This window comes from Bacillus sp. FJAT-27986 (assembly GCF_001685035.1).
Classification (GTDB): Bacteria; Bacillota; Bacilli; order Bacillales; family Pradoshiaceae; genus Pradoshia.
Window position 1 is genome coordinate 843,248 of sequence record NZ_MAYV01000001.1, and the last position, 13,262, is coordinate 856,509.

Below are 13,262 nucleotides of genomic sequence, written 5' to 3' on the forward strand. Positions count from 1 at the left end.
GGGAATTAAGTAAAGAATCGCGATATCGGAAGGGGAATAATCATGACACGTGCTTACAATTTTAATGCCGGTCCTGCTGCATTACCGGAAGAAGTATTATTGAAGGCTAAACAGGAGTGGATGAACTTTGAAGGCAGCCATATGTCTGTTATGGAATTGAGCCATCGCAGCAAAGAATATGACAAAGTGCATTCAAAAGCTACCCATTTATTGAAAGAGCTATTAGATATTCCTGATAATTATGAAGTACTATTTTTACAAGGCGGAGCTAGTCTTCAATTTTCTATGGTACCTATGAATCTTCTTTCACCCGATAAATGCGCAAGCTATATTTTGACTGGATCCTGGTCTGAAAAAGCTTTAAAAGAGGCTCGTAAAATTGGACACACAGAAATTGCCGCTTCCACTAAGGATATAAATTATAAGCGTATTCCTGAACATAACAATATTTCTTTGAAACCTGATGCTGCCTATCTGCATATCACCAGTAATAATACCATTTACGGCACTCAGTGGCAGGAATTCCCCAAAACAAATACAGTTCCTCTGATTGCAGATATGTCCAGCGACATTTTAAGCAGGCGAATTAACATAACTGATTTTGGACTGATTTATGCAGGTGCTCAAAAAAACCTAGGTCCATCTGGCGTCACAGTCGTGATTATCCGGGATGACTTAATTAAAGAACATCAGCAATTACCAACCATGCTCTCTTATGATACTTATGCGGCTTCAAAGTCTTTATATAACACACCGCCGACTTTGGCCATCTATTTATTGGCCTTAGTCCTTGAGTGGACAAAAGATAAAGGCGGTGTTGACGAAATAGAAAAAATAAATTCACAAAAAGCCCAGATCATTTATCAGACAATAGACGAGAGTAACGGATTTTACAGTGGCCATGCCGAGAAAGATAGCCGCTCAACCATGAACATCACCTTTACTCTTCCTACTAAAGAATTATCCGACCTATTCATTCAAGAGTCCAAGAATGCTGGCTTCGTCGGTTTGGCGGGCCACCGTTCCATTGGAGGATGCAGGGCATCTATCTATAATGCAGTTCCGATTGAGCACTGCCAAAAGCTGGCCGACTTCATGAATAATTTTAAAAATAAGCATTAACATGTGTTAAATATTGCTAATGGGTGATATACTCTATATAACCTTTTCGCGGTTGGCAACGAGTGCACAATCGGAGAAGAAAATGAGATAAGCTTAGAATAGGAGAGATGAGAAGTGAATACGAAGAATTTGGTGACTTTATCACTGCTAGTTGGAATTGGTACTGTATTGCACACTGTCATGCCGGGAATTGTGTTTGGGATGAAGCCAGACCTTATGCTGATTATGATGTTCCTAGGGATATTTTTATTCCCTGATTTGAAAAGCACGGTACTGTTAGGGAGCGTAACCGGGGTCATATCCGGATTGACCACTACTTTCCCTGGAGGATTAATTCCAAATCTGATTGATAAATTTTTCACTGCTTTACTTATATATGCTATTTTTAGTATCGTTCAAAAGTTAGGCAAAACCTTTGCCTTTTCACTTGTACTGACTTTTATAGGTACACTGGTATCCGGCATGCTATTTCTTGGATCGGCCTATCTGATCGTTGGATTACCTGGACCATTTCTAGCTTTGGCAGCTGGCGTAGTCTTACCTGCAACAGTTGTTAATACTGTCGTAATGGCCCTTATACACCCCATTGCCAGCGGCATTTTAAAACGCTCGAATATAGCAGTTAACTAATAGAACAAGAGGATGCAAACCATAAAAGGTTAACATCCTCTTTTTACGTTCCTCTACTATCTACAACTTCCATATTAAGATTAATACCAAAAGAAGAACTGAAGCCCATATTCCACTCATATGAATCCTCTTCTTTAGTACACGTCTAGCTGGATATACGCCTCCTTTTCCCAGAGAAATGATTGAGTAAAACAATATACTTATAAACCCACTGAAGAGAATTAATATGAGTAAAAATAATGACACTTCCTCCTCCTCCTTTTCATCTACATATCTAATTGTATGCACATTCAATATTTATATGAAATAACATAATACTGGATGAATAATAAGGTATAACCTAAAATAAATGAATTTTTTTCCAAGAATAGTTTCCGAAAATAGCTTTTTACGTTTAAAATAATATAAAAAAAGGAATTGTTAAATATAAGGAATAATTTTAAAGGGTATTTTAACTTTATGTAGAAATCTGTTATGGAAAGATAAAATTGAGGTGAATAGCAATGAAAGGAAAATCATTATTAATAGGTTTTATTTCCGGGTTTACAGTAGCTGGAGTCTCAGTATTGTTAAGCACGCCTTCATCCGGACAAGAGCTCAGATTGAAGCTTAAACAATCGAAAGATGAGACTATGGACCTTCTTCAGGATGTAAAAAGAAGTATCGTCCAGTTAAAGAACGAATCCGTATCTGCAACCGCGGTCAGCAAGACACAGATTCAAGCGTTCGTAAAAGGTGTAAAAGAAGCATTGGAAGAATGGAAACAAGACAGCCAGGCACACACAAGTGCTATTCAAGTCCAAATTAATGATGTTGAAACAGCCATCCAGGAGCTTGAAACAGCTATATCTCCGCTCACTACAAAATAACTCAGCGCCAAGAAAATCTCGGTAAAAAAACTAAAAATTTGGCAAATTACCATTTTTGTTATTTAATATTTTATAAGGATAATAAATCAGTAAGATAAATTGAGAAAAGTAGGTGAGCGTATTATGACTGAAAATTTAAATTCCATCAAAGAAGCCATGCTATTTACCCAGCGGGTTGCTCAGCTTAGCAAAGCTCTCTGGAAAGCAATTGAAAAAGACTGGCAGCAGTGGATTAAACCCTATAATTTAAATATCAATGAACATCATATTCTATGGATTGCTTATCATCTTAAGGGAGCATCCATATCTGATGTGGCCAAGTTCGGTGTTATGCATGTATCTACAGCCTTTAACTTTTCAAAAAAGCTGGAAGAACGTGGTCTTCTCAGATTTTCAAAAAAGGAAAATGACAAACGTAACACCTATATTGAGCTTACAGATGAAGGGAACGAACTATTGCTTGAAATCGTAAGCGTATTCGATTCATCCAAGAACTCCGTCTATTTAGGTGCTCAACCTTTAAAAGACTTATACGGAAAATTCCCTGATATGATGGAAATGATGGCGATTGTTAAAAATATCTATGGTGACGACTTTATGAATATATTCGAAAAATCATTTGCAAATCTTGAGAATGAATTCACAGACGAAAATGGAATTCTCGAAAAAATTGAAAATCAAAAAGAGCCCATTCAATAATAATAGATAAAAGCGGACACTAATCTATCATACCTCCGCTTTTATCTTGAATGGGCTTGTGTATTTAATCACAATGTTTTATATATCCCTCGTTTTCTTCCCCCTCTTAATTTCCCGAGTAATTAATGTTCTAACGATTCATATTCTTTACAGAATTGATACTTTTTTGATAATGTTAGAGAGATACTAGCGTCAAGGAGGATAACAGGATGATACCTCTCATTTGGTTTTCATTATTTGCACTTTTTATTTTGTATTATATCAATAAATTATCAGACAGCTTCTGTACTAAAAAGGAATTGCCAGAAGCTAAACAGGCCAAATTTTTTCGAACAATCAATATCCTTATTACCATCCTGTTAATCTCTACTTATATTGAAATATTCTACACCATATAAAAGACGAGTGTTACTCACACTCGTCTTTCGTTCAACCTATAGATCATAAGTGACCTTTTAGAGGATTTTGCAAATGTCTGAATTCTTCTCCATAGTTGCCTGAGAATATACATGATTTCAGCTTGCATACGCCCAATTGGTACTCATGGCCACGTTCGTACAGCAATCTTTTGCAAATCTTGAATTAGTTAATCCAAGATGCCCCAATGATAACCAACAAGATAAATAAAACTACTAATAAAGCGAAACCTCCGCCGTATCCACCAGACATGTTGTATCCTCCCTTCAGTTACATACTTACTTAGTTAGTACACATATGATGCACCAACAATCACGAGTAGAATAAACAGAACTACGATGAAAGCAAATCCTCCACCAAATCCTTGACTCATGATCACACCTCCTTTTGAGCTGCTACCGTATCATATTCAATTTCCACAAAAAGGAATGGGCCTTTTGCTTAAATAAATGATTTTTAATGAAGACCCTAAACAGACTTAAAAACACATGAGATTCCATGAAAACGCTGATTAGAATTTAAGTAAGATTGTTCCAATTATTATAATTATCAAATAACATTTGTGCTTATCCTTTTTTTAACAGAATTTTTGTGTTATAGTTAGGCTTGTTATGAAATACTTTTACTTGGCAACACGCTAAAAGGAGTGTAATGGATGAAGAAATGGTTAATTACGTTGGCATCAGCAGCTTTACTTGTCAGTCTTGCAGCCTGCAATAATGAATCTGATGAAGCAGTGGTAGAAACGAAAGCAGGAAATGTTACTAAAGAGGAGCTTTATCAACAACTAAAAGATCAATACGGGGATCAAGCAGTAAAAGAACTCGTATATAAAAAAGTTCTCTCTGATAAATATAAAGTAACAGATAAAGAAGTGAATAAACAGGTTGAAGAAGCCAAAGAAAATCTTGGCGAAAATTTTGAAGCAGCTTTGGCACAGTCTGGCTTTAAAGATGAAGAAGCTTTTAAAGAATCTGTGAAATTCAATCTTTTACAGGAAAAAGCCGCTCTTGATACAATCAAAGTAACAGATAAAGAACTTAAGGATTACTATAATAACAAATATAAAATCGACTTAAAAGCTCGCCATATTCTTGTAGCAGATGAGGAAACAGCGAAAGAAGTAAAGGCTAAGCTTGATAAAGGTGAAAAATTCGAGGATTTGGCAAAAGAATATTCAACAGATACAGCCAATAAAGATAAAGGTGGAGACCTTGGTTGGTTTGGGGTTGGACAAATGGTAACTGCATTTGAAGATGCTGCATACGGCCTTGAAGTCAACAAAATTTCTGATCCTGTACAAACTGAGCATGGATTCCATATCATTCAAGTAACAGAGAAGAAAGAAAATGACAATCCTTCTTTTGAAGAATCCAAAGATGAAGTAACTAGAAACGTTAAAATGACCAAGCTAGATTCCGCAAAAGCTCAAGAAGCTATTCAAAAAGTGATTGATGATGCTGATGTTGAAGTAAAAGATAAAGATTTAAAAGATGCATTCTAATAGGTGAAACAGAAAACTCGACCGGTTTGGTCGAGTTTTTATTGTGCCATTGCTCTTTTTCTTTTTTCTTCTTCCATTCTTTCTATATAAACATTCCCCTCCTGTTCAATCCACGATTCATCAACTTTTTGCTCTTCCCTGATTGATTTTATGGTCATAAAGGCACTAAAGAAGATACCAGCTATGATTACTCCAATAAAAATTGACAAGCTTGTCCTCCCCCTCCTTAAGGATTAAGCATCCTTTTTAAAACTATATGCTTTTTAAAAAAAAATATGCTTTCCACTTAAAGGAAAGCATATTTTTAAAATCGATAATCTATTTGATATTCGGTTTATAAAGGCTGCGATTATCGAGAGGGAAGATTCGCTCTGTAAATTCTCCCGGTTTTACCCGATCAAGCGCACGATCCATCATATTCATTTTCGCATCCAAATTATCAATATAATGCAGAACCTCCGCCTCTTTAACCAATGGCGGTTTCGGACTTCCCCATTCCGCTTTTCCATGATGGCTTAAAACGATATGCTGAAGAATAAGAACTTCTTCCCCCTGAATATTTAATTCATCAGCAGCTTTACCGATTTCATTCACCATAATGGAAATATGGCCAAGCAAGTTGCCCTCCACTGTGTAAGTAGTCGCAATTGGTCCTGATAGTTCCTTCACTTTTCCGAGATCATGAAGGATGACTCCCGCATATAATAAATCTTTATTTAATGATGGGTATAGCTCAGCAATTGATTTTGCTAAGTTTAACATCGATACAACATGATATGCCAGACCAGAGAAAAATTCATGGTGATTTTTCGTGGCAGCAGGATATTCCAAAAACTCATTAAAATATTTTTTAACCAAATGTCTAGTAATCCGCTGTATATTAGGATTCGTCATCTCGAATATATATTTTGTAATCGTTTCAGACATTTCATTTTTTCCAAGAGGAGCAGTCGGCAATAAATCAGCAATATTGACCGTCTCATTATCGTACTTTAGGCGAATTGATCGAATCCGAAGCTGAAGCTTACCTTTATAATTTTGTATATCTCCTGTTACCCGTACGATTGCTTCCGGCATATACAGCTGTTCATCCTCAGGTTTTACATCCCAAAGCTTTGCTTCTATTTCTCCGCTTTTATCCTGGAAAATTAAAGATAAAAAAGGTTTTCCATTACTTGCTGTTCCTTTTATAGCATTCTTTATGAATAGATGAAGATCTATCGTATCTCCAACTTCATGATGGGCAATTCCCTTCATGTATATCCCTCCCCGGTCCATTCCAATATTTATTATATCATGCGAAGGCAAATTAATATTAAAAATCATCTTGTTAATTGGATGATATTCTGCCCATTAAACATCGCAGCAATATGATCATGGCAGGTAAAAAAGAGAACCTGATTCCCCTCTTTACTAATATGCTTTAATAGAGAAATCATTCTTTCCGTTCGCTTATCATCAAAATTGACAAACGTATCATCCATGATCAGCGGCCATTCTTTTCTTCCATCAATCGTACCCGCTAAAGCAAGCCTTATAGATACATAAGTAAGTTCTGCCGTCCCTCTGCTCAAATTTTCCGAGTGAACCTCTAATCCCCTATGGTCCAATAAAGAGAGTCCCTCACCATTTTCTGAGAATAGGATTTTTTCATATCTTCCATTCGTAAGGTTACGTAGATACCCATTAGCTTGTTCAATAATTGCAGGCAGTTTTTCTTCTTTATACGTCGTTATAGACTCAGCCAGAGTCCCCTTCATGAGGCTGAGCGTTGTCCACTTCTTAGCCAACACTTGAAATTCCTGTTTTAAAAGCTGATGGTTATGAAGCAACACCTCTACTTTTCCATCTTCCTCAAGCCTATTTATCTCGTACTTTACCTCTGCAAGTCTTTTTCGTAACCGGTTTAATGTCGATTCATAGGAAGACTGCTCAGCCTCATTCTCCTCAATTCTTTCCTTTAAAATCAAGTCTGTAACAGAATGGTACTGATTGAGATCTGCATAACGTCCCAGCTGCCCAATCAATTGTCTCTTTGCCATGCTGAGCTGACTTCTTTCTTCGTCATCTCTACCACGCTGGTAGAACTCTTCCACTTCATGACAATCAGCTTCCTGAAGCAATTGCTGCTTTTCTTGATTTAGCTGTCTGCACAAGTCCTTTAAAGGTATAATTTCTTCCTCGAGCTCCTGTATTTTTTCGAGCATACTATTTTTTTGCCTATTGACCAATTCATTCTCATTATACTTCTGAACAACAGAGAAGTTTATTTGCTCGATACTTTGAGTGCCCGTAACACCAAATTCCTCTGAAAGCTTCCCTATATAGCGGATATACTCATCCTTTTTCTCCTCTGTATAAGTAAGTAATGAAATGAGCTTGCTCTTCTCCAACATAAGGTTTTTAATTTGTTCAATTCGCTCAAAAGCATCTGAAAGCATCGTACATGACACCTCATTAGGTAATGACCATTCATTTCCGAGCGTAATCAATTTATGTTTACAAAGCGCCAACTCTTTTTCCCATTCTTCAAAGGAATCAATTAAACTGTCAAATATTGCTTCCTGTTGCTCTTTGCGCAGTGATTCCAGCTTGTATTTTTCTCGATTTACCGTATCCTCTTCAAGCATACTTTTTTGCATTCTGTAGCTTTGTTCATCAATTGAAATCGAAGATGAATTTTTTACGATTTCCTCATAGTAGTTAATTTCTTTCGCTAATTCCTCTGATTGCAATTGATTGCCATTCATCGAATTTATATATATAACGAGTACGATACCAACAACCGCCACAATCAGCGCAACGCTAAGCTGTCCGCCTAAGATTAATAAAAGAACCGCCAAAATGGAAGCCAATAAGACTGAGCCCAGAATAACTGTCTGTTTTTTCTTACCCTTTTTCTCTGATTCCAATGCTTGATTCCTTCGTTGCTTTAATCGATGGATCACTTCCTTGGCTGACTTTTCTTCCTGTGCAGCCTTGTCAGCATGTTCATACTGCTCTACTATTCTTTTAAGCTTTTCTCTTTCATTTTCGGGAAGCAATTTTCTCTCATAAATTTCAATGATTTGCTCGATTTGTTCCAATTTGACTCGTTCTTTTTCAAGCTGAGCATCAAGCTCCATCTTCTTCTTGGCAAGTGTATGCTTCTCTAATTCTATCTGTTTAATTTCTTCTTTCCGAAAGATACTTGTATCAAAGCTTTCAACCATAACAGGATCAAATTGTGTATGTAATTCTCCCTGAAGCTTAATGATTTTATCCTCTATATGCTCTAATTCAATCGATTGAGTTCTGATTTCTTCGAGTAGGATGATCAATTTATCACTATAAAGCTCAGCTTGACGTACCCTTTCCCCACTTGCCAGCCACTGTTCATTGACTTGGAGGGAATCCTTTTCATTCTGGAGTACTTTCAATTTATTTAACTGCGTTTGCAGAAATGTTTCCTTTGCCGACCTTTCAGCCTCTATCTTTTCCATGCGCCCCATCCCATTTACCGGAAAAGGAGATTCTTTTAATTCTGACAGGCGCGCTTCAATGGAAGCAAGCTCCTGAATGGATGGCAACAGTCTCTTCCAGTCCTTTAAATGAATTAAGTTCGTTTTTATCCGCTCTATTTGTTCTTGAGTGAGCGAAATTTCTTTACTTAGTTCCCTTTCTTCGCTCAAAAAGGTATTATAGCTTTTCTCTTTCTCCCTTGCTTTTTGAATTGCCTGGGAGCTTTGCTTTAATTCAGCCAGCTTTTGATTCAGAATGGGCTTCTTTCCACCTGGCTTAAAGAGACTGTCCATTTGCTTTTGCAAGCCTGCCTCCATCTCCCAAAGCCTCTCGCTGCCACTCATGCCAGCAAAAAAGAGATATTTGCCCAATTGATCTTCTTCCAAACGATAAATATCCTGCAAGCCGTCTAGATTAAAGGAGTATATAGATTCATAGAAGTTTCGGTCGACTCCCTTCAACCATTCTTTTATTTTCTCCTCTCCCCCTAAACTTCCGAATCTGTTATAAACTCTACATTCTGTACCCTGGTGTCCTTTAACTCTTTCGATCGTTATTTCACCTATTTCAGGGAGCTCAATGACCAATTTTCCACCATACCGGCTGCTCCCCATTGGTTCATAGGAGGTTATTATTTGGTTCTTGGCAGGGAATCCAAATAACATTGCATGGATAAAGGAAAAAATTGTTGATTTACCAGCCTCATTTTCTCCGTAGAATACATTTATATCTGATGTTAATTCTTGTTTGTAGTCTACAAATTTACCAAATCCATATATATGTATTTTCTTTATAATCAAAGCATTTTCTCCTCATTTTTAACGATTCAGGCGCTTTACTAATTCAAGCGTTGCCTCGTCCAAGATTTGCTGCCACTCGCTATCCTCCCATGGCTCTATATATTTCCTTGCCGCAGAATGAGTAAAGAGAGCTTCGCCGTATTTCAGATACTGCTCAGAATTCATATTGGCAGTTGTCCTCAAAAGTTCATCAATAAATGTATCTGACAGCTCTCCGCCTCTGCTTGCATAGCGGGGTGGAATCAGTGTACAGGAATGGATCCATACAGAAATCTCATCCATCTCCTCATCCTGGAGACCTTCAAGTAAATGATCCATATCCACAAACAGCCATTCAGGATTCATTTTGCAATCAGATGCATCGATCATAATATTCAGCAGAATAGACTTATCCGGCTCATACGCACCCTCTTTTATTTTATCCATTTCAGCTATAAGTTCGTTTACAGATGAAATATGATCTGCCTGAATGGTTTCTGTTTTCCATTCGACTGTCGATACAGGTACAAATTCTAAAGAAGTATCTGACCCTGACATAGAGACTATATAGAACCCTTTTTCACCTGTCTCTTTTTTATTTCTCCCCTGCAAGCATCCTGGATAAATGGCTGGTGGATCCTGCAGGATTTCCATTCGTTTATGGATATGCCCCAGAGCCCAGTAATCAAATTGCTTACTAAGCAGTTCACTTCTGGTAAAAGGAGCATAGTTTCCATGAGCACTCTCTCCATCTAAATTACCGTGTAAAATACCAATATGATAATCACCATCGTCTGCCTTTTTATACTCCTGAATAACCCGGTCATGTATATGACGCTTGTCGTAACTGAATCCATAAAGATTTACGGCAGTTGCATCATTTTCTTTAATAAATTGTTTAACTTCTACTTCGCGTCCAAACAGATGAACATTCGCTGGTAAGCTTATATCAAAGTAATTCCCATTCATGTAATCATGATTTCCATGAATTAAATAGACAGGAATCGAATAGGTTTCCAATCTTTCCATTTCAGCCTTAAATTTCAATTGTGCTTTCAAGTTTCGTTCTTCATTATCATAAATATCTCCAGCAAAAATAACAAAATCAATTCTTTCCTGAATTGCCGTGTCCACGAGCCTTGTTAATGCTGAATATCCGCTGTTTTTTATTTTTTCATAAATGGCACTATGCATATGCTGAAATCCTGAAAAAACGCTGCCCAAATGCAAATCAGCTGCATGTATAAATTTTACGCCTCGCACTGTACCACACTCCTTCCATGCCATTTTACTACAAACGATTGTTCTTTTAATCAAAAAAAACGTAAATTTAATTATCTCATATACAAATATTATTAGATAATTGTTACCTCCCCGTAATCAGCCAGGTGATTGCAAAGGATGCCTTTATTTAAGCAAATCAAATATCCTACTAAGAACCATAAAAAACTCACTTCCCATTTGGAAGTGAGTCCTTGTTTACTTATTGCTGTTTGTTAAATCAAGTGCTTTTTTAATATCTTTAAATGAGCTTGAATTTCCATACATTAAAACTCCGCCTTTATAGACTTTAGCTCCAAAATAGGCTAATAATCCAATCGTCACAAGCAGAATACCAATGCTTATCGCAATTTCGATATTGGATATTTCAAGCATTCCTATACGCATAAACATAAGCATAGGTGTGAAGAACGGAATATAGGAAGAGACCTTTATAAATGTTGCTTCCGGATTGCCAAGCCCAGTCATGGCAAGCATGAAAGCCAGGACAACCAGCATGGTCATTGGCATGATCATTTGTTGCAAATCTTCAATCTTACTTACTAAAGAACCAAGGAACGCTGCCATTGTGGCATATAATAAATAACCTAAGAAGGTAAATATAACCGCATAAACAATCGTCTTCGCTTTCATATTGTCAAAGCCAAAAGCCTCGAAAATTTCTCCCATCCCACTGCTGCTTTTAAATGATAAATATCCAACCAGCACAAATATGGCAAGCTGTGTCAATGTCAGCAGAGCAATTCCAGTGATTTTCGCGAACATTTGCTGAATGGGTGACACACTTGAAATTAAAATCTCCATCACACGAGATGATTTTTCAATGGCCACTTCGTTAGCAATCATACCGGCATACACAACAACAGAGAAATAAATTACAAAGATCATCACATAGACTAGGCCGCGAGCCTGATTAAGCTCTTCCTCTGATTTCGCCCGATTATTTAATGGAACAACCTCAAAGGAGACAGGCTTGTAGATAGCTGCCAACTGTTCATCCGTTATATTAACCTGCTTTGTTAAAATACTTGTTTGTATTTGCTGCAGAGCATTTTGAATTTCTGTACTCTCATTTGAATTGGCGATGGATTGGGCCTTATAGACACCTATTGGAATACCGTCTTGCTCTTCAAGCAATAAATATCCTTCCAAATCTCCCTCTTCTTCAGCTTTCTTTGCTTCACTTTCCGATTTATATGTTTTCAGGCTTAATTCGCTTCCACTGCTGTCAAGCTGCTTTTCTAGTGCAGAGTAAAAATCACCTGACTTTTCCACTATCCCAATTGTTGTATCACCTTTATCAAACCAACCGACTATTCGATCCAGGTTTGTAAAGGCGAGAACCATTAATAAAATAACTGCAGTCGAAATGACAAATGACTTACTTTTAACCTTTGACATATACGTCTGAAATGTCATAATCCAAAACTTATTCATATTGAGCACCAACCTTTTCAATAAAGATATCCTTCAAGGATGGTTCTTCCAATTCGAATTTACGTATGAAACCACGCTTAACTGTATCCTGTAAGATTAATTCGGCATTCTTCTCATCTGCAATTTGCAAATGAATTCCTTCCGTGACTTCTACTGCTTTTGTCACACCAGGATAATCAGTCAGGAATTTAAGATCAAAATCAGCATGTACCACTACATTCTTTTTGCCATACGATCGTTTGATATCCTTTAGTGAACCATTAACGACTGCCTCTCCTTGCTTAAGTATGCAGAGCTGTTCACATAATTCCTCTACGTGTTCCATACGGTGGCTGGAAAAGACGATAGTCGTCCCATTCTTCCTTAAATCATGGACTGCCTTTTTTAATAATTCAACATTTACAGGGTCCAAACCGCTAAATGGTTCATCCAAAATTAACAATTCAGGTTTATGTATAACTGACGCAATAAATTGTATTTTTTGTTGATTACCTTTGGAAAGATCACCAACTTTTTTATCGAAATATTCCGGAACGTTAAAGCGGTCCAACCAGACTTTTGCTTCATGCATGGCATCGGATCGGTTCATTCCCCGCAACCGAGCCAGATAAATTAATTGTTCACCCGTTTTAATCTTTGGATACAACCCTCGCTCTTCAGGAAGATAACCGATCGTCGAGCTTGTGGAATAGTCAATTTTCTTCCCCTTCCAACTGATGCTCCCTTCTGTAGGATCCAATAAACCAAGAATCATTCGAAAAGTTGTAGTTTTACCAGCCCCGTTTGCCCCAAGCATACCAAACATCGTTCCCTCTTCCACATCAAGAGAAAGATGATTTACAGCTGTGAATTCACCAAATTGCTTCACTACGTTATTTACCAATAAAGTCAAAAAGCATTTCCCCCTTTTATCAATTTTTATGTCTATATATATTCTAATATATCCACCTGATAAATTGAAAGGTAATTCTAAACTTTACAAATTTTAACTCTTTATGCGAAAATAATATCAACTGCTGATCA

The 13,262-nt window shown here is 37.1% G+C and carries 14 protein-coding genes; 6 read left to right on the forward strand and 8 right to left on the reverse strand.

What is annotated here, in order from left to right; genetic code table 11:
* The first annotated feature begins 42 nt into the window (after nt 1-42).
* From serC to A8L44_RS04085, 5 genes are all read left to right on the forward strand, one after another.
* A complete protein-coding gene (gene serC / locus A8L44_RS04060) occupies nt 43-1,122 on the forward strand; it encodes a 3-phosphoserine/phosphohydroxythreonine transaminase (protein WP_066101865.1) in 1,080 nt (359 codons plus the stop codon).
* Between the two features lie 114 nt (nt 1,123-1,236).
* Entirely contained in the window at nt 1,237-1,752 is a 516-nt protein-coding gene (locus A8L44_RS04065; protein ID WP_066101867.1) for a tryptophan transporter, read from the forward strand.
* 503 nt (nt 1,753-2,255) lie between these two features.
* On the forward strand, nt 2,256-2,621 hold the full coding sequence (locus A8L44_RS04075) for a YtxH domain-containing protein (RefSeq protein WP_066101873.1): 366 nt from the start codon (nt 2,256-2,258) through the stop codon (nt 2,619-2,621).
* A gap of 123 nt (nt 2,622-2,744) precedes the next feature.
* Nucleotides 2,745-3,320 (forward strand): HTH-type transcriptional regulator Hpr, encoded by a 576-nt coding sequence (locus tag A8L44_RS04080; RefSeq protein WP_066101876.1) that lies wholly within the window; start codon nt 2,745-2,747, stop codon nt 3,318-3,320.
* Nucleotides 3,321-3,529: 209 nt separating this feature from the next.
* The gene (locus A8L44_RS04085) at nt 3,530-3,718 is read left to right on the forward strand and encodes a hypothetical protein (RefSeq protein WP_066101879.1); all 189 of its coding nucleotides are present in this window, start codon (nt 3,530-3,532) and stop codon (nt 3,716-3,718) included.
* Nucleotides 3,719-3,902: 184 nt separating this feature from the next.
* Here the strand turns inward: A8L44_RS04085 and A8L44_RS04090 are convergent, their stop codons facing one another.
* Entirely contained in the window at nt 3,903-3,989 is an 87-nt protein-coding gene (locus A8L44_RS04090; protein WP_066101882.1) for a YjcZ family sporulation protein, read from the reverse strand.
* Nucleotides 3,990-4,023: 34 nt separating this feature from the next.
* Entirely contained in the window at nt 4,024-4,110 is an 87-nt protein-coding gene (locus A8L44_RS04095; protein ID WP_066101885.1) for a YjcZ family sporulation protein, read from the reverse strand.
* 282 nt (nt 4,111-4,392) lie between these two features.
* Between A8L44_RS04095 and A8L44_RS04100 the strand changes: the two genes are divergently transcribed.
* Nucleotides 4,393-5,241: a peptidylprolyl isomerase gene (locus A8L44_RS04100; RefSeq protein WP_066101888.1), complete on the forward strand. Its 849-nt coding sequence runs from the start codon at nt 4,393-4,395 to the stop codon at nt 5,239-5,241.
* Between the two features lie 38 nt (nt 5,242-5,279).
* Here the strand turns inward: A8L44_RS04100 and A8L44_RS04105 are convergent, their stop codons facing one another.
* The 6 genes from A8L44_RS04105 to A8L44_RS04130 form a co-directional block, all read right to left on the reverse strand.
* Nucleotides 5,280-5,450: a sporulation YhaL family protein gene (locus tag A8L44_RS04105; RefSeq protein WP_066101891.1), complete on the reverse strand. Its 171-nt coding sequence runs from the start codon at nt 5,448-5,450 to the stop codon at nt 5,280-5,282.
* A gap of 109 nt (nt 5,451-5,559) precedes the next feature.
* Nucleotides 5,560-6,498, reverse strand: coding sequence for a 3'-5' exoribonuclease YhaM (yhaM, locus tag A8L44_RS04110; RefSeq protein WP_066101894.1), 939 nt, complete (start codon nt 6,496-6,498; stop codon nt 5,560-5,562).
* Between the two features lie 65 nt (nt 6,499-6,563).
* On the reverse strand, nt 6,564-9,542 hold the full coding sequence (locus A8L44_RS04115) for an ATP-binding protein (protein ID WP_066101897.1): 2,979 nt from the start codon (nt 9,540-9,542) through the stop codon (nt 6,564-6,566).
* Nucleotides 9,543-9,560: 18 nt separating this feature from the next.
* Entirely contained in the window at nt 9,561-10,784 is a 1,224-nt protein-coding gene (locus tag A8L44_RS04120) for a metallophosphoesterase family protein (RefSeq protein WP_066101903.1), read from the reverse strand.
* 216 nt (nt 10,785-11,000) lie between these two features.
* Nucleotides 11,001-12,239 carry an ABC transporter permease gene (locus tag A8L44_RS04125; RefSeq protein WP_066101908.1) on the reverse strand — a complete coding sequence of 413 codons (1,239 nt, stop codon included), beginning with the start codon at nt 12,237-12,239 and terminating at the stop codon, nt 11,001-11,003.
* Complete coding sequence (locus A8L44_RS04130; RefSeq protein ID WP_066101915.1) at nt 12,232-13,131, reverse strand: ABC transporter ATP-binding protein; 900 nt, start codon at nt 13,129-13,131, stop codon at nt 12,232-12,234. Before A8L44_RS04130 ends, A8L44_RS04125 begins: the two co-directional genes overlap by 8 nt.
* Between the last annotated feature and the right edge of the window lie 131 nt (nt 13,132-13,262).